The following is a 16,666-nucleotide window of genomic DNA, read 5'->3' as shown; positions in this document are numbered from 1 at the left end:
CTGTGAGTATGAGCGCACCTGCGACTGCCGACGACGAGCGGCCGGACGGCACCGGGGGCGACGGCGGGGCGGCGTACAGGCCGGTCGACCGGGCCGCGATGCGGGGCGAGCGGTCGACGCCGCCGCACGCCGACGGCCTCCCGGGCGTCGGGAAAGTCCTCGAACTGATACGGGACCCGCACGGGTTCTACGAGGACCTCGGGTACGGGTACGACGCGGACGTCGTCGCGTACCGCGTGAACCGGACGCCGGCAGTGATGCTCACGCACCCCGAGTACGTCCAGCAGGTGCTCGTCGAGGACGCCCCGAAGTACCGGAAGGGACACGTCGTGTCGCGAGCGTTCGAGGGGTTCGGGGAGAAGGGACTGGTGGCGAGCGAGGGCGAGGAGTGGGCGCGGGACCGGTCGCTCGTCCAGCCGGCGTTCTACCGGGAGCGCGTGGAGGCGTACGCCGACACGATGGTCGAGGAAGCGGAGCGTGCGGCCGACGAGTGGGCCGACGCGGAGTCGGTGCGCGTGGACGCGGCGACGAAGGAGGTGACGCTCCGCATCATCGCGCGGACGATGTTCGGCACGGACCTCTCCGGGCGCGGGGCGGTCATCCGGGACGCGGCCGACGCCATCCTCTCTCGCGTCGAGCCGACGAACCCGAGCGCGTACCTCCCGGTGTGGGTGCCGACGCCGTCGAACCGACGGTTCCTGAACGCGATGCGTGGCCTGAAGGACGCGATGTCGGAGATGGTCGCCGAGCGTCGCGCGAGCGACGACGCGGACGGCGACGACCTGCTCTCGATGCTCGTCGACGCGGAGTACGACGACGGGGCGACGATGAGCCGCGAGCGCCTCCAGGACCACCTGGTGACGTTCGTGTTCGCGGGCCACGAGACGACCGCGCTCCTCCTGACGTGGGCGCTCCGGTCGCTCGCGCGGAATCCCGGCGCGCAGGCGGAACTCCAGCGGGAGCTAGACGACGCGCTCGCGGACGCCCCCGGTGGTCGCCCGACCGCCGACGCGGTCGCCGACCTGCCGTACCTCGACGCGGTCGTCGACGAGACCACGCGACTGTATCCGCCGGCGTACAACCTGTTCCGCGAAGCGAAGCGGGACGTCGACGTCGGGCCGTTCGAGGTTCCGGCGGGGACGACGGTCACGACGCCCCAGTGGGTCGTCCACCGCGACGAGCGCTGGTACGACGACCCGGAGTCGTTCGTCCCGGACCGGTGGACGCCAGAGATGCGCGAGGCGCTCCCGGAGTACGCGCACTATCCCTTCGGTGGCGGGCCGCGCTCGTGCATCGGGAATCGGTTCGCGACCCTGGAGGCGAAGCTCGTGCTCGCGACGCTGCTCTCGCGGTTCGACGTCACGCCGAAGACCGAGGACGTCGGCGTGCGGTTCACCGCGACGCTCCAGCCCGACCGTCCCGTCCACCTCTACTTCACCGAGCGCACGACCTGAGTCTCGGGTGCCTTGCTCGCGCACGTACACGGCGCCGGGAGCGCTCACTCTCCGAGCGCGTCCGTGACGTACGCGACGGCGTCCCGGGGCGAGTCCGCCGCATAGACGCCGTCGACGTCGTGCGTGCCGAGGCCGGCGACCGGGCGGTCGTAGATGCCCGCGTACCCGAGTTCGCTGAGCGTCCCGTGCCCACCCTCGATTGCGATTACGGCGTCGCCGTTCAGCGGGACGAGCGCGTTCCGTGCGTGCCCGAGGCCGGTCGCGATCGCGACGTCGACGTGTTCGTTCGCGCCCCCACGGTCCTCGCCGGGGAGGATTCCTATCGTCGTCCCACCCGCTTCCTTCGCGCCGGCGCACGCTGCGGCCATCACGCCGCCGCGGCCGCCACAGACGAGGTCGTGTCCGGCTTCGGCGACCAATCGACCGACCTCGCGCGCTCGCTTCAGGTCCGCCTCGCCCGCGTTCCCGCCGCCGATGACGCTCACTCGCATACGGGAGTCGCCGGCCGGGAACTGTACGAATCTACCGGTCGCAACCGACTCCAGGGCCGGGGTCGCGAGCGAGAGCACGCGTCGGAATCGCTTTGTCACGGCGCTGTGAGGACTCGTCTATGGTTCGCATCGAGGACCTCGTGCCGGGATTCGTCGCGAGGCGCGTCCCCCGGCGCCCCGAGTGGGTCGAGGAGAACCAGCGCGACCCACGAACCGCTGCGAGGGTCTACGGATACTTCGCGTTCGGGTTCTCCACGCTGTTCTTCCTCGTCTTCGCCGTCGGGAACCCGCTCGCACTCGCGTACGTCCCGCTCGTGGTCGCGAACGCCGTGGGGTGGACGTGGTTACTCTGGTCGCTGCGCATCCCAGGGGACGGCGAGGTATCGAGACGAACCACGCTCACGACCGGCCTCGCCATCGGAACATTCTCCTGGCTGACCGTCGGCCCGCTCATCTCCACCGCCGGCCTTGCGGCCAGGGTCCTCGGTGGAGAATCCCTCGCCCTCGGGAACGCCCTCGGCATGACGCTCGGCATGGGGCTGTTCTTCTCCATCTGGGGATTCGTGTTCACGCTCGGCATCCCGACCGTCGCGAGCCTCGGGCTCGCGCTCTGGATGCTCGACGACGAGGAACGCGGCGACCTGGAGCGACGGAAGTCGGACTACCAGTTCCAGTGACCGACGCCTCCCGGCTCGCGACCGAGCGCCCCCGGACTTTTGTCACAGCACCGTGAACTCTCGAGCGATATGGGCGTCGAGGACCTGCTCACGGGCTTCGTCGAGCGACGACTCCCGGAGCGACCCGAGTGGGTCGCAGCGAATCCGCGCACCCCCCGCGTCGCCGCTCGCGTCTACGGGACGTTCGCGTTCGCGTTCTCGACGCTGTTCTTCGCGATCGCCGCGTTCGTCGTCGTGCACCCCGGGACGCTCGTGTTCGTGCCGGTCGTCGTCGCGAACGCGGTGGCGTGGACGTGGGTCCTCTGGCACGCGTTCGTCCCCGACTCGGGAGCGCTCTCGCGTCGCCGAACCGTCGCCGTGGGGACGGCCATCGGCACGCTCTCCTGGCTCACCGTCGGCCCACTCGTCTTCGCCACGCAGACCGGGTACTCGGCGCTCACCGGCGCGGCGAGAGCACCCACCCTCTCGAACGTCCTCGCGGGCGGGACGGTCTACTCGATCGGCGGGTTCGTGGCCACGCTCGGCATCCCCACCGTCGCGAGCGTCGCCCTGGCACTCTGGACGCTCGACCACGAGGAGCAGAGTGGCCGCGAGAAACGCGAATCGACGTATCAGTTCCAGTGACGCGGCGCACTCGGGGCAGACGGTTCCCTACCCGGTCGCTTTTGTGACCGGGCCGTGCACGTCAGAGCCGTATGCGCGTCGAGAACCTCGTCCCTGGTTTCGTGGCGCGACGCGTCCCGGACCGCCCCGAGTGGGTCGCGTCGAACGCGCGGGATCCAAGAACGGCTGCCAGGGTGTACGGCGCGTTCGCATTCGTGTTCACTGCCCTACTGGTCGGCATCCCGGCACTCGTGATGATGGAACCCATCGGCGTGCTCTGGGTTATGCTCGTCGTCGTGAACGCCGCCGCGTGGGCCTGGGCGCTCTGGTGGGTTCGGATTCCCGATGCCGGGGCAGTCTCGCGACGGAACGCGCTCTGGACCGGACTCGGCATCGGGTCGCTATCCTGGCTGACTGTCGGCCCGCTGTTGTCCATCGGCTACACGGTCGGTACTTACCTCGGTGAGGGCACGATACCGACGCTCAACATCATCTGGAACGGGGTCGCGTACGGGGTGTACTACACGATTGGCGGATACGTCCTCACGCTCGGCATCCCGACCGTCGCGAGCGTCGCGCTCGCACTCTGGACGCTCGACTACGAGGACCGAAGCGGCCGCGAGAGAAGAGAATCGAACTACGACCTCGAATAGGAGATTCGCGGAGCCGCGGTCAGACGCTTACTTCCCTTCGAATTCGGGGTCGTCGTCGCCGAAGAACGCGTTGATGCCCTCGTGGACGTCCTCGCTGCCGACGACGTGCCCGAAGCCCATCGACTCGACTTCCAGGCCGGCCTCGTGGTTGTCCCAGCCCTTGTGCATCGCGCGCTTCGTGAAGCGCTGCGCGAGCGGCGGGCCGCCGGCGAGCTTCTCCGCGTACGCGAGCGCCTCCTCGTCGAAGGACTCGGCGTCGTACACCTCGTTCACGAACCCGAACCCTTCCATCTCCTCGGCGGGGAAGCGCTCGGCGGTGAAGATGATCTCCTTCGCGCGCCCCATGCCGACGATGCGCTGGAGGCGCTGCGTGCCGCCCCATCCCGGGAGGAGGCCGAGGTTGAACTCGGGCTGACCGAACTCGGAGCGCGAGGACGCGACGCGGACGTCAGCGCACGTCGCGAGCTCCATCCCGCCGCCGAGACAGTAGCCGTCGATGGCCGCGACGACCGGCATCTCGATCTCCTCGAGGCGCCCGAACGTCTCCTGGCCGTACTTCGAGAGTTCGACCGCGCCGAAGGGGTCGGCGCCGCCGCCGGCGATACTCATGAAGTCCGCACCTGCGGAGAACGCCTTCGAGCCCGCCCCGGTGAGGAGGAGCGCGCGCACGTCGTCGTCCTCGTCGACCACGTCGATCGCGGCGTCGAGCTCCTCGATGAGCTCCAGGCTGATGGAGTTCATCTGCTGGGGCCGGCTGAGTTCGATCTGCGCGACCTTGTCGCCGGGGTACGTGAGTTCGAGCGTCTCGAAGTCGACCGCGCCGTCCTCGTCGTCGCCGTCGTCGTCGTAGAACCCGCCTTCCTCGACGACGGTCGCGAGGTAGTCGAACGCCTCATAGCGCGGGTGCCCGCTCTCCTCGTGCGCGTCGTCGAGCGCCTCGGCGAGCGCCGCGACGCCGTACTCGTCACAGAACTTCGCCGGGCCCTTCGGCCAGCGCCCGCCGAGTTTCACTGCCGTGTCGATCTCCTCGGGGCTGGCGACGTCGTCGCCGACGAGGAACGCGACCTCGTTCGCGAGCGCCGCGAGCAGGCGCTCCTTGACGGTCTCGTTGAAGAGGTCGTCGTCCATCGGGACCTCGGCACCGTCGCCGTCCTCGTAGTCGTAGAAGCCCTTCCCGGACTTCTGACCGAACTCCTCGTTCTCGACCTTCTCGACCATCATCGGCGCGGGCTCGTAGCGGTCGCCCGCGACCTCGTGCATGTAGTCGAGGACGTGGTAGCCGACGTCGATGCCGACGTAGTCCGAGAGCTCGAAGCTCCCCATCGGGAGGCCGATGTCGAACTTCGTCGTCGCGTCGACCTCCTCGATGGTTGCGACGCCCTCGTCGACGAGCCACGCGGCCTCGTTCATGAGGGGGACGAGGATGCGGTTCACGATGAACCCGGGGACGTCCTTGCGGACGCGGACGGGCGTCTTCCCGAAGTCCTCGGCGAGGTCCTCGACGAGGTCGAGCGTCGAGTCGTCGGTGTGTGCGCCGGAGATGACCTCGACGAGGTCCATCCGGATCGGCGGGTTGAAGAAGTGCATCCCGCAGAAGCGCTCGGGGCGCTCCGTGAACTCGGAGAGGTCCGTGATCGAGAGCGAGGACGTGTTCGTCGTGAAGACGGTGTGGTCGGGCGCGTACGCTTCGACGTCCGTCCACGTGTCCTCCTTGACGTCCATGCGTTCGGGGACGGCCTCGATGACGACGTCCGCGTCCGCGACGGTCTCCTCGAGGTCGACGAGGGGTGTGACGCGGTCGAGCGCGTCGTCGGCGTCCGCTTCGGTGATCTGTTCGCTGTCGGCGAGCTTGCCGAGCGACCACTCGATCTTCTCGTAGCCGCCCTGGACGAACTCGTCCTTGATGTCCCGCATGTTGACGTCGTAGCCGGCGAGGGCCGCGACCTCCGCGATGCCGTGGCCCATGTTACCTGCGCCGAGAACTGCGACGGTGTTGACTTCTTCCAACTCCATGGACGAGAAGTCAACTGGCAATCGTTTCAAGGTTTCCCTTAGCGAACCCACCAACTCCTGTCTAGTTTACCGGCGGGTACATACCTTTTTAACGAACAATGCGTTAATGGTTTACTATGGACTTCGCGCTCTCAGACGAGCAGAAACAGATCAAGGAAGAGGTCGCTCGATTCGCCGAGAACGAGATCGAACCGGTCGCCCAAGAGTACGACGTCGAGGAGAAGTACCCCTGGGACATCATCGAGAAGGCCGCGGACGCGGGCCTGCTCGGCGCGCACATCCCCTTCGAGTACGGCGGCGCCGACTACGGGAACCTCGAGTCCGCGCTCATCACCGAAGAGCTGTTCGCGGTCGACCCCGGTATCGGCCTGTCGCTGACCTCGACGAGCTTCGGCGCGGACGCCATCATGGAGTTCGGGACCGAGGACCAGAAGGAGCGCTTCCTCGAACCCATCCCGAAGGGTGACGCCATCATGGGCGCCGCCATCAGCGAACCCGACACCGGCAGCGACGTCTCCTCCGTCTCGACGCAGGCGGAGAAGGACGGCGACGAGTGGGTGATCAACGGGAACAAGATGTGGATCACGAACGGGTCCATCGGCGACTACTACGTCGTCCTCTGCGAGACCGACCCGGACGCCGAGGGCCGCTACAACGGCTTCAGTCAGATCGTCGTCGAGGCCGACCGCGACGGGTTCGAGTCCGAGAAGATCACGGGCAAGCTCGGTATCCGCGCGAGCGACACCGCGGAACTCATGCTGAACGACGTGCGCGTCCCCGAGGAGAACCTCATCGGGAACCGCGGCATGGGCTTCCTCCAGCAGATGCAGTTCTTCGACGAGACCCGTACCGCCGTCGCCGCGCAGGGCGTCGGTATCGCGAAGGGCGCGAGCGAGGCGGCGCTCTCCTACGCGCAGGAACGCGAGCAGTTCGACCGCCCCATCAGCGACTTCCAGGCCATCCAGCACAAGCTCGCCGATATGCACACGCGCACCGAGGCGGCGCGCATGCTGACGTACAAGGCGGCGTGGAACGTCGACCAGGGCGAGGACATCACGCAGCTCGCGTCGATGGCCAAGGAGTTCGGGTCGCGCGTCGCGGTCGACGTCGCGAACGAGGCCGTCCAGATCCACGGCGGCGCCGGGTTCGTGAACGACTTCCCCGTCGAGCGGTTCTACCGGGACGCGAAGATCACGCAGATCTACGAGGGCACGACCGAGATCCAGAAGAACATCATCGCGCGCGAGCTCCTCGGCAAGGGCTACTGACGCGACTGTTCGCGGACGACTGACGCGACGAACCGACTCGTTCGTCGTCCGGTGGGCCGTAAGACGTTTTCCGGTGACCGCGCAAGTCAGTGGTAACGGTTGTCAGTATCCTTGTTGTTCAAGGCTCCAGTCTGGTACCTTTTGCTGCTGGCGAGCACTGCAGCGGTCTCGGTCTGGACGCTCGTCAGCCTGCGTCGCGAGGACCCCACCGACCTGACCAGGTTCCTCCAGTTACTGCTGGTGGCCGTCCTCGCGTGGACGACGATGGCGTTCTTCGACGGCCTCGGTATCTCGCCGTCGGTGACGTACGCGTTCACGAAGCTGACGTACCTCGGGATTCCGGTGGTTCCGACCGCGTGGCTCCTGGTCGCGCTCGAGTACAGCGACCGAGTCGACGCCGTCAGCGACCGACTCCTCGCGGGGCTCGCGGTCGAACCGGTGCTCGTGAACGTCGTCGTCTGGACGAACGGCTCCCACGAGTTGTTCTGGGAACTGGACTGGTCGCGCGCGGTGACGCCCATCGTCGACGGCGGGCACGGCGTCCTGTTCTTCGCGCACGTCGGGTACATGTACGTCGTCACGATGGTGGGCGTGGCCGTGATGGTGGACGTCATCCGTCGCCGCGAGCGCCTGTTCCGACGGCAGAGTCTCGTGCTCGGTGCGTGTGCGGTCGTGCCGATGGCCGCGAACGTCCTGTTCGTCGCCGAGGTCGTGGCCGTCGACCCGACGCCGCCGGCGTTCCTCGTGAGCGGTATCGCGTTCTACTGGGTGGTGTCGAGCGCGGACGTCGCGTCCGTCTCGCCGATCGCGCGCCAGACGGTCATCGACACGATGGCGGCAGGGATGTTCGTCGTGCGCGACGGCCGGCTCGTGGACGTGAACCGGCAGGCGCGCAGGTTGTTCGGCGTGGACGAGGACGCTGACGTCGTCGGGGACGCGGTCGTCGATCATCTACCTGACTCGGTGTTGTTCGCGCGGTTCGACGGCGTCGTGGAGACGACGGAGACGGTGGCCGTCGACACGCAGCGGGGCCGCGAGCACTATCAGGTCGACGTCTCGCCCGTCGTCGACGGCGACGAGCGCGTCGGACGGTTGTTCCTCGTGCAGGACGTCACCGAGCGCGTGGAGCGCGAGCGCGAGCTCGAGCGGAAGAACGACCAACTGGAGGGGTTCGCGAGCGTCGTCAGTCACGACCTCCGGAACCCGCTGAACGTCGCGGGGGGCTACGTCGAGCTCATCGAGTCGACGACCGACGACGAGGCCGTCCGAGAGTACGCGGCTGAGGCGGCGACGGCGACCGAGCGCATGGAGACGCTCATCGAGGACATCCTCGCGATGGCGCGCGAGGGCGACGTCGTCGAGAACCCGGACCCGGTGGGTGTCTGGACGGTCGCGCAGCGAGCGTGGGGGACCGTCGACACCGCCGAGATGACCCTGGAGGCGGCGAGCGAGGCGGCGACGACGGCGGTGGTGCTCGCGGACGCGGACCGCCTCCAGCGGCTGTTCGAGAACGTGTTCCGGAACGCTCGCGAGCACGCCGGCGAGGCGGTGACGGTGACCGTCGGCGTGGACGGGTTCGACGACGAGACGGTACTCGACGTCGACGACCGCGCGTTCTGGGTGGCCGACGACGGACCGGGCCTCCCCGCGGACGACGCCGACTCGGTCCTCGAGGAGGGCTTCACGACGAACGACGACGGCACGGGCTTCGGGCTGGCGATCGTCCGGGAGATAGCCGAAGGCCACGGGTGGACGGTCGTCCCCGAGGAGAGCGAATCGGGCGGTGCGAAGTTCCGGTTCCTCGGCGTCGCGACTGCCGACCAGACGGCGGTCGCGACGGCGGACGACGACTGACGTTCGCGCCAGCGATCACGTCGAATGCTACCGTTGCCCACGCTATCCGGGCTTTTTTCGAGTGGGTCGCTGTCGGTACTCGCATGACCGAAGTGTTCGCGCGAGCGCTTCACGACTGGTACCACGACGAGTACGACGGCCCGCTCCGGTATCTCGACGGCGAGGAGACGGTCGAGCACGACGTCGCGGGATACTTCGACGCGTGGTCGCTGGACGACGGCGACGCGCTCGCCGATCTCGAAGCGCCGGTACTCGACCTCGGGGCGGGCGCGGGCCGGCAGGCGCTCGCGGTCCAAGACCGGTCGACGCCTGCCGACGGGGCGCGTGCGACGGTGACGGCGGTGGAGCCGAGCGAGTTCCTCGTGGACGTCCTCCGGGACCGTGGCGTCGAGCGCGTCGTGCAGGCGGACATGTTCTCGCTCCGCGAGCACTTCGAGCGCGACGCGTTCCGGGGTGCGTACAGCGTCGGCACCCAGACCGGCATCGCGAAGTCGCTCCCCGGGTTGCGGGCCTTCCTCGGCGATCTGGCGCACGTGACGACGCCGGACGCGACCGCCGTCTTCGACGGCTACGACCCGAGTCACGAGACGACCCGGGACCTGATCGGGTTCCGCGAGGACCCCGCCGGCGAGCGAGCGTTCCGCGTCGTGCAGTACGAGTACGCCGGCGATCTCGGCCGGCCGTGGCTCTTCCGCCTGTTCACGGCCGCGGAGATACGGGACGCGGTCGTTGGCACCGACTGGACGGTCGCAAAGCTACGCGACGGCGACGGCGACTGGGAGCACACGTACACGGTGACGCTCGCGAAGCAGTGACTTGCTGAAACGAGCGACTGGCGGAATCGACCCCGTCAGGCGAGTGCGTCCTCGCCGCGGTAGACGAGGACGTACCCGGTGGCGAGCGAGAGCGACCACGCGACGAACATCGGGAGCGGGTCGCGGGGCGCGCGCCAGAGGTCGAAGACGAGGACGAGCGTGGAGACGACGAGCACCCACGCGATTGCGGCGGCGAACGCGGCGACGACGAAGTGCCCTAGGCGGTCGAACGAGTACGTCCCGAGTTCGAACGCGACGGTGCCGCCGATGCCGATGCCGAGGACGAGGGGGACGACGAGGGCGCCGAGTGGCTCGCCGAACGCGTCGTCGCCGAGCGCGAGGAACGGTAGCGAGACGAGGACGAACGCGAAGAACGTGTACACGACCTCGACGCCGAGACCGAACCACGCCTGCAGTCGTTGTTCGAGGTCGGCCATGCTCTCGGTGTCGCCACTAGCCCCCGTGAGGGTTTCGGTCCGCGGTCGCGGGCCTCGGAGGGCTGAGCCGCGGGCGACCCGCCTGTGTCATCGGAACAGCTGGCGTTCCTGCCAGTAGACGACGACGTACGCGGTGGCGAGGGCGAGCGTCCACGCGGTCGCGATGGGCGCGGGGTCGCCGGGGTCGGTGGCGAGGTCGAGCGCGAGGACGACGCCGGCGACGAGTGCGCCCCACGCGAGCGCCCCGGCGACGGCGACGAACAGGAACTCGCCGAGGCGGCCGAGCGACCAGTCGCCGGCGACGTAGGGATAGCTCGCGCCGAACGCGAGGACGAACGTGAGGATGGGGGCGAGCGCGCGGAGGAACGGGGAGCCGACGAGGGAAGCGACGAGGGAGAGCGTCGGGTACGCGACCGCGGCCACGCCGAGGAACGCGAACGCGAAGTCGACGGTGGCGAGCAGCCACGACCGGACGCCGCTGGCGGTGTTCTCCATACTGACCCTACTCTCCTCGGATACCTGACGCTATCGGTGTGGGCGGGAGAGGGCGTCTCTCGGGTGCGGCGGCAAGCATCGACGGCGCCGCGCCGCGTCGTCGACCGCGTCAGGACGCGCCGAACGAGGACGCGCTCCCGTGCTCGTAGTCGACGTCGACGGCGTCGCTGTAGACGCCGACGTACGCGGTGGCGAGCGCGAGCAGGCCGGCGTAGAGGAACGGTCGACGGTCACCTGCAGGGATGGCGACGCCGGCGAGCGTCATGACGGCGGCGACGGCGACGAGCCACGCGAACGAGCTCGCGGCCGTCACGCCGATGAACTTCGCGAGCCGGCCGAGCGACAGGTCGCGAGCCGCGAACGCGACCGCGCCGACGAGACCGGCGGCGCCGGCGACGAACCAGACGCGTGCACCGAGCGGCGAACCGAGGACCGCGTCCGCGAGCGCGCTGATTGGGAAGACGATAGCGACGACGCCCAGGAACGCGAGGGCTGCGTCGACGGCCGTGGTCATGGACGTCCGAACGTCGAGTTCGGCTCGTTCCATGTCCGCCAGAACGCCGCTCGACGCCCGTCTGAGTCCGGCCAAATCGTCTAGCCCGGGTCGCGGACGGTCGGCGTCGCCACCGGAGTCGTGAACGCTAACCGCCCGGACGGCGTACGATCGGGCGTGACAGACGACGCCGACGCGCCAGCGACGGACCCGCACGCGTTCCTCCGCGACGACGAGATACTCGGTCCCGTGGTCGCCGAGCACGGCGAGTTACACGTCGAGACCGCCGACGACCTCTTCGAGCGCCTCGTCACGTCCATCCTCCGCCAGCAGGTGTCCATGGCGAGCGCCGCCGCGACCCGCGAACGGCTGTTCGACGCGGTCGACGTGACCCCCGCAGGCATCCGGGCCACCGACGACGACGTCCTCCGGGACGCCGGCCTGTCGCGCCAGAAGACGCGGTACGTCAACGAGGTCGCCGACGCGTTCGAAGAGCACGGCTACTCCGTCGAGTCGTTCGCCGACGAGAGCGACGACGCGGTCCGCGACGCACTCACCGCCATCACGGGCGTCGGCGAGTGGACCGCGAACATGCAGCTCCTGTTCGCGCTCGGCCGCGAGGACGTCTTTCCGGTCGGCGACCTCGGCGTCCGCAAGGGCATGCAGCGCGTGTTCCCCGACGGCGACGACCTCACGCGCGCCGAGATGCGCGAGCGCGCCGAACGCTGGAAGCCGTACCGGAGCTACGCCGCCCTCTACCTCTGGCGCGTCGACGAGGACGTCGCCGAGAGCGTCGACGAGGTCGTCGAGGACTGACCGCGAAGCCACCCGAGCCGGTCGCATCGACCGTCGCGACTGCCCCGACCCAAAGACCGATTGGTGGGGGCGTCGTCGGATTCTGGCATGACCGAGACGAGAGCGTCGCCGCCGGTGATGTCGCCGTGAGCGCTCGCGCCGACGCGCTCGACGGCATGCGAGCGATGACGCCGTTCCTCCTCGGCGTCGTCCCGTTCGGCCTCGTCTACGGCGTCACCGCTGTCGACCGCGGACTCCCGCCGACCGTCGCCGCGGCGATGTCCGCGGTCGTGTTCGCGGGCGCCGCCCAGCTCGCCGCCGTCGAACTGCTGGCCAAGGGATCGCCCGCGGCCGTCGTCGTCGCGACCATCCTCGTCGTGAACCTCCGCTACCCGATGTACGCCGCGAGCATCGCTCCGCACTTCCGCGCGTTCTCCACTCGCTGGCGCGCGCTCCTCGCGTACCTCATGACCGACCAGGCGTACGCGGTCGCGCTCGTCGACTACCAGGACAACGACCGGAGTCCGTCGCGCCGCAAGTGGTACTACGTCGGCGCCGCCGCGACGCTCTGGGTCGTGTGGCAGATCGCGACGATAACGGGCGTCCTCGTCGGCGCACAGGTCCCGCCCGGGCTCTCGCTCGAGTTCGCCATCCCACTGACGTTCCTCGCCCTCCTCGTTCCGAACGTCAAGGGCGCACCGAGCGCGCTCGCCGCCGTCGTCGGCGGCGCCGGCACCGTCCTCGGCACGAATCTTCCCTACGACGTCTCGCTCGTCGTCGCCGCCCTCCTCGGCGTGCTCGCCGCGACCGCGCTCGAAGTGACGCGCGAGACGCCGAACGACACCCCCGCAGGTGAGGGCTCGTGACCGCCAGCGACGCGACGCTCTGGCTCGTCGTCCTCGCCGGTGGCCTCGGCACGTTCGCGCTCAAAGCGTCGTTCGTCGTCGTCGTCGGCCGCGTCGACGAGATCCCACCCCGGGTCGAACGCGCACTCGAGTTCGTTCCCGCAGCCGTCCTCGCCGCGCTCGTCGTCCCCGCGGTGATCGTCGTCGAACCCACAGCCACGGTCCTCCCCGCGGTCGCGTACTCCCCGAAACTCCCGGCCGCGGCACTCGCGGCGCTCGTCGCCTGGAAGACCGAGAACGTGCCCGCGACGATAGCCGTCGGGATGGCCGCACTCTGGACGCTCGAAGCGCTCTGACTACTCCTCGAGGCTCTCCTCCTCTTCCTCGTTCGCCTCGTCGTTCCCGTCGACGGTCTTCGAAACGTCCACCTGGTAGTTCCCGAGGATGTCCCGCCCGAGCAGGAGCGGGTAGTCCATGTGACTGCGGTCCTCGACGCTCGCCGTGACCGTGTGCTGGCGGCCGCCGACGCCGACCACGAGGTCGACCACGGGCCGGGACTTCCCGGACTTCAGGCTCCCGGACTTCACCTTCATCACGGACTTGATCGGGCCCGCGCCGATCTCCGCGGCGAGACTCGTGTCGATGCTCGTCCGCGTCGCGCCCGTGTCGGACTTCGCCACCACCGTCTTCGACCCCTGCGTGCCGTGCACGACGACCTCCTCGGTGTACCCGACGATGACGGGTTCGTCCGAGTCCGACGTCGGCAGCCGCGGCTTACACGACGGCACCGAATCGTCGAGCGTCGCGGAGAGCTCGCGCACGCGCTCCTGGTCGACCGTCCCGCCGGCGCGCTCGATGGCGAGCTTCGCGATGTACGGCGCCGGACTCCGCCCGGTCGCCTCGTACAGGCCCTTGAAGCCCGCGGTCGGGTTGACCTCGAGCACGAACCAGCCGTCGTTCCCCTCGACGATGTCGACGCCAGCGTAGTCCAGGCCGACGACCTCGGAGGCCTTCGTCGCGATGTCGACGACCTCCTCGGGGAGGTCGTCGGTCGCGTCCTCGACGCTCCCGCCGAGCGCGACGTTCGTCCGCCAGTCGTTGTCCGGTGCATACCGGTACATCGCGCCGACGACGTCGTCGCCGACGACGTACACGCGGATGTCGCGGTGCTTCTGGCCGTCGCGCTCGATGAGCGACTGCAGGAACGCGTACCGGTTCCCGACCTTCGGGTTCACGTGCTCGTCGCGCGTGACCTTCCACGTCCCACCGCCGTGCGTGCCGATAGCGGTCTTGTACACCGCTTCCTCACCGAAGTCGTCGCGCGCGGCGTTCAGCGCCGTCGAGTCGAGCGCCATCAGCGCGTCCGGGACCTGGATATCGGCCTCTGCGAGCGCACCGGCGGTCGCGAACTTGTGGGACGCACGCAGCGTCGCGTTCGGCGTGTTCAGCATCGGTCGCAGGCTCTGAATCGTGTTCGCGATACCGAGCTCCTCGCAGGGCTGCTCGGTGTTCGAGAGCAGCATCCGGTTCGCGACCACGTCGACGTCGGGTGTCAGCTCCACGTCGTCGCCGCGCACGCGAATCGTCGTGTTCTCCTCGCGGAGCCACTCGGGTTCGTGCCCGAGGTCCTCGACCGCGTTACAGATCGCTTTGGACTCCTTGCTGTTGTGGAAGCTGAGAACGCCGACGCGTACACCGGAAGAACCGTTCATGTCCATACCCACTCACGGGGGTTCCAAAAGCGTTCCCTGATAGACTTGTATCAAGCGCGTGAGGGTCTCAGTCACTGTTTCCCCGACGGCTTCGACGTGACCGCCGGACGGCGACGGCCTTCGTATCCAGGCCGTCGAACGTTGGGTTCGCGCGGCGTTCAGAGGTACGACGCGTCCCAGCGCGTCGCCTTCCGGCGGTTCTCGCAGTCGTTGCACTCGACGACGCCCATCGAGTCCATCGACACGTCGAACGAGTGGCACGCGCCACAGAAGAACCCGTACTTCTGCTCGCGGTCCGGGTCGCTGTACGCCGTGTACAGCGGGCCGTTCGACCCGCGGTCGGCCTCGCTGTAACTCACGTACACCGACCGACCGTCGACGTCGTACTCGTCGAGGCTCTCCCACTCCGTCCCGCCGGACTCGCCCTGCACGTAGATGGCCTCGGCGTAGGATTCGTCGCCGACCTCCACCTCGCGTTCACCGGCGCGCGTGAACCCGTGCCCCTCGTAGAACGCCGTCCCCAGGTCGTTCCCCTCCAGGACGACGCCCGTGATGCGTTCCGCGCCCGCGTCGACGAGCGCCTCCTGCGCGCGAACGAACAGGCGCGACCCGACGCCGTCACCGCGCGCGTCCGGATGCACGTGCAGCCAGAGCACGCGCCCCTCCACGGGGTCCTTCGAGACCGTCTCCGCCTGCACGAACCCGACGACGTCGTCGTCCTCGACGGCGACGTACAGGAGCGCGCCCTCGGCGGTCACTTGCGCCGCGAGCGTGTCAGCACCGTACCATTCGTCGAGCGCGGCGTCGATGGTCTCCGGATCGAGGAACGAATCGTAGGACTCGTGCATCGACGCCGCGGCGGTCCGCCGCATCGCTTCGAAGTCGTCAGCAGTCGCGTCACGTACCTCCATGACAACCAGTACGACACCATCCGTAATAACGGTCCGTCCCAACTTCACCGGTGCGCGACCTGCAGGCATTTACGTGCCGACGACCGAAGGCGAGTCATGAGCGACGACGCGGCGGACGCGTTCACGTACAACGGGGGCCGCGTGGACCCCGGGGAGACCGCGAACATCCGCTACGGTATCAGCGAGACGTACCTCGGTGACCCAGTCCGCATCCCAGTGACCATCATCAACGGCGAGCACGCCGGCCCGACCGTGTTCCTCTCCGCGGCCGCGCACGGCGACGAACTGAACGGCATCGAGGTCGTCCGCGAGGTCGCCCACGAGTGGGACCTCGCGGACCTCCGGGGGACGCTCGTCTGCATGCCCGTCCTGAACGTCCCCGGGTTCCTCGCGCAGCAACGCTACCTCCCGATCTACGACCGCGACCTGAACCGGTCGTTCCCGGGACGCGAGGACTCGACGAGCGCGAAGCGCATGGCGCACCGCATCTTCACGAACTTCGTGGAGCCGTGCGACCTCGGCATCGACCTCCACACGTCAACGCGCGGCCGAACGAACATGCTCCACGTCCGCGCCGACATGGCCGACGACGACGTCTCGCGCCTCGCGAACGCGTTCTCCTCGAACGTCATCATCTCCAGCGACGGCCCCAGCGGCACCCTCCGCCGGGAGGCCAGCGACGCCGGCGTCCCCACCATCACCATCGAGATGGGGGAAGCCCACCGCTTCCAGCGTCGCCTCATCGACCGCGCGCTCGACGGCGTCCGGAGCGTCCTCGCCGAGTACGGCCTCCTCGCGCAGGAGGCCGTGAGCTGGCCGGGGTGGCGGACCGTCGTCGAGGACAACGACGAGAAGACGTGGCTGCGCGCCGACGCCGGCGGCATGGTCGACATGCACTTCGAGTGCGGGAGCCTCGTCCACGAAGGCGACCGCATCTGCACCATCACGAGTCCGTTCAAGGAGGACAACACCGCCGTCGAAGCCCCGTTCACGGGCGTCCTCGTCGGCATCCTCGAGAACCCCGTCGTCTACCCGGGGAACCCGCTCTGTCACCTCGTCGAACTCGACGAACCGACGCGGCGCGCGCTCGAACGCGACCAGACGCCGACCGCCGTCGACGCGCCCGCGAACGCCTGACTCCATCGACGCG

General features: G+C 68.8%; 18 protein-coding genes. 11 read left to right on the top strand and 7 right to left on the bottom strand.

Annotation, left to right across the window (positions count from 1 at the left end; genetic code table 11):
- The first annotated feature begins 8 nt into the window (after positions 1-8).
- Entirely contained in the window at positions 9-1,454 is a 1,446-nt protein-coding gene (locus VYJ16_RS20095; protein ID WP_336352104.1) for a cytochrome P450, read from the top strand.
- A gap of 44 nt (positions 1,455-1,498) precedes the next feature.
- Here the strand turns inward: VYJ16_RS20095 and VYJ16_RS20090 are convergent, their stop codons facing one another.
- Entirely contained in the window at positions 1,499-1,945 is a 447-nt protein-coding gene (locus VYJ16_RS20090) for a TIGR00725 family protein (protein ID WP_336352103.1), read from the bottom strand.
- 119 nt (positions 1,946-2,064) lie between these two features.
- Between VYJ16_RS20090 and VYJ16_RS20085 the strand changes: the two genes are divergently transcribed.
- The 3 genes from VYJ16_RS20085 (at position 2,065) to VYJ16_RS20075 (ending at position 3,878) form a co-directional block, all read left to right on the top strand.
- Positions 2,065-2,622 carry a hypothetical protein gene (locus VYJ16_RS20085; RefSeq protein ID WP_336352102.1) on the top strand — a complete coding sequence of 186 codons (558 nt, stop codon included), beginning with the start codon at positions 2,065-2,067 and terminating at the stop codon, positions 2,620-2,622.
- A gap of 69 nt (positions 2,623-2,691) precedes the next feature.
- Positions 2,692-3,246 (top strand): hypothetical protein, encoded by a 555-nt coding sequence (locus VYJ16_RS20080; RefSeq protein WP_336352101.1) that lies wholly within the window; start codon positions 2,692-2,694, stop codon positions 3,244-3,246.
- Positions 3,247-3,317: 71 nt separating this feature from the next.
- Positions 3,318-3,878: a hypothetical protein gene (locus tag VYJ16_RS20075; RefSeq protein WP_336352100.1), complete on the top strand. Its 561-nt coding sequence runs from the start codon at positions 3,318-3,320 to the stop codon at positions 3,876-3,878.
- A 27-nt stretch (positions 3,879-3,905) separates the two neighbouring features.
- Here VYJ16_RS20075 and VYJ16_RS20070 read toward each other — a convergent pair whose 3' ends face one another.
- The gene (locus VYJ16_RS20070) at positions 3,906-5,891 is read right to left on the bottom strand and encodes a 3-hydroxyacyl-CoA dehydrogenase/enoyl-CoA hydratase family protein (RefSeq protein WP_336352099.1); all 1,986 of its coding nucleotides are present in this window, start codon (positions 5,889-5,891) and stop codon (positions 3,906-3,908) included.
- A gap of 116 nt (positions 5,892-6,007) precedes the next feature.
- Here VYJ16_RS20070 and VYJ16_RS20065 point away from each other — a divergent pair, with 116 nt between their 5' ends.
- The 3 genes from VYJ16_RS20065 (at position 6,008) to VYJ16_RS20055 (ending at position 9,828) form a co-directional block, all read left to right on the top strand.
- Positions 6,008-7,159: an acyl-CoA dehydrogenase family protein gene (locus VYJ16_RS20065; protein WP_336352098.1), complete on the top strand. Its 1,152-nt coding sequence runs from the start codon at positions 6,008-6,010 to the stop codon at positions 7,157-7,159.
- Between the two features lie 141 nt (positions 7,160-7,300).
- Positions 7,301-9,013: a sensor histidine kinase gene (locus tag VYJ16_RS20060; RefSeq protein ID WP_336352097.1), complete on the top strand. Its 1,713-nt coding sequence runs from the start codon at positions 7,301-7,303 to the stop codon at positions 9,011-9,013.
- Positions 9,014-9,096: 83 nt separating this feature from the next.
- Complete coding sequence (locus VYJ16_RS20055; protein ID WP_336352096.1) at positions 9,097-9,828, top strand: class I SAM-dependent methyltransferase; 732 nt, start codon at positions 9,097-9,099, stop codon at positions 9,826-9,828.
- A 35-nt stretch (positions 9,829-9,863) separates the two neighbouring features.
- Here the strand turns inward: VYJ16_RS20055 and VYJ16_RS20050 are convergent, their stop codons facing one another.
- From VYJ16_RS20050 to VYJ16_RS20040, 3 genes are all read right to left on the bottom strand, one after another.
- Positions 9,864-10,265, bottom strand: a complete 402-nt coding sequence (locus VYJ16_RS20050; RefSeq protein ID WP_336352095.1) for a hypothetical protein — start codon at positions 10,263-10,265, stop codon at positions 9,864-9,866.
- Positions 10,266-10,352: 87 nt separating this feature from the next.
- Positions 10,353-10,760: a hypothetical protein gene (locus VYJ16_RS20045; protein ID WP_336352094.1), complete on the bottom strand. Its 408-nt coding sequence runs from the start codon at positions 10,758-10,760 to the stop codon at positions 10,353-10,355.
- 109 nt (positions 10,761-10,869) lie between these two features.
- Positions 10,870-11,274 (bottom strand): hypothetical protein, encoded by a 405-nt coding sequence (locus VYJ16_RS20040; RefSeq protein WP_336352093.1) that lies wholly within the window; start codon positions 11,272-11,274, stop codon positions 10,870-10,872.
- A gap of 156 nt (positions 11,275-11,430) precedes the next feature.
- Here VYJ16_RS20040 and VYJ16_RS20035 point away from each other — a divergent pair, with 156 nt between their 5' ends.
- From VYJ16_RS20035 to VYJ16_RS20025, 3 genes are all read left to right on the top strand, one after another.
- Positions 11,431-12,069, top strand: coding sequence for a DNA-3-methyladenine glycosylase family protein (locus VYJ16_RS20035; protein WP_336352092.1), 639 nt, complete (start codon positions 11,431-11,433; stop codon positions 12,067-12,069).
- A 155-nt stretch (positions 12,070-12,224) separates the two neighbouring features.
- Entirely contained in the window at positions 12,225-12,914 is a 690-nt protein-coding gene (locus VYJ16_RS20030) for an AzlC family ABC transporter permease (RefSeq protein ID WP_379762915.1), read from the top strand.
- Positions 12,911-13,249, top strand: a complete 339-nt coding sequence (locus VYJ16_RS20025; RefSeq protein ID WP_336352090.1) for an AzlD domain-containing protein — start codon at positions 12,911-12,913, stop codon at positions 13,247-13,249. Before VYJ16_RS20030 ends, VYJ16_RS20025 begins: the two co-directional genes overlap by 4 nt.
- On the opposite strand, the gene VYJ16_RS20020 is transcribed toward VYJ16_RS20025, so the two are convergent.
- Complete coding sequence (locus VYJ16_RS20020; RefSeq protein ID WP_336352089.1) at positions 13,250-14,605, bottom strand: RimK family alpha-L-glutamate ligase; 1,356 nt, start codon at positions 14,603-14,605, stop codon at positions 13,250-13,252. It lies immediately after the preceding gene.
- A 158-nt stretch (positions 14,606-14,763) separates the two neighbouring features.
- Complete coding sequence (locus tag VYJ16_RS20015) at positions 14,764-15,516, bottom strand: GNAT family N-acetyltransferase (RefSeq protein ID WP_336352088.1); 753 nt, start codon at positions 15,514-15,516, stop codon at positions 14,764-14,766.
- Between the two features lie 96 nt (positions 15,517-15,612).
- Here VYJ16_RS20015 and VYJ16_RS20010 point away from each other — a divergent pair, with 96 nt between their 5' ends.
- Entirely contained in the window at positions 15,613-16,653 is a 1,041-nt protein-coding gene (locus VYJ16_RS20010; RefSeq protein ID WP_336352087.1) for a succinylglutamate desuccinylase/aspartoacylase family protein, read from the top strand.
- Positions 16,654-16,666: the final 13 nt, after the last annotated feature.

Source organism: Halorubellus litoreus (assembly GCF_037081675.1).
GTDB classification, from domain to species: Archaea; Halobacteriota; Halobacteria; order Halobacteriales; family Natrialbaceae; genus Halorubellus; species Halorubellus litoreus.
Note: the sequence above shows the minus strand (reverse complement) of the source record. Positions and strands in the feature narration are given on the sequence as shown.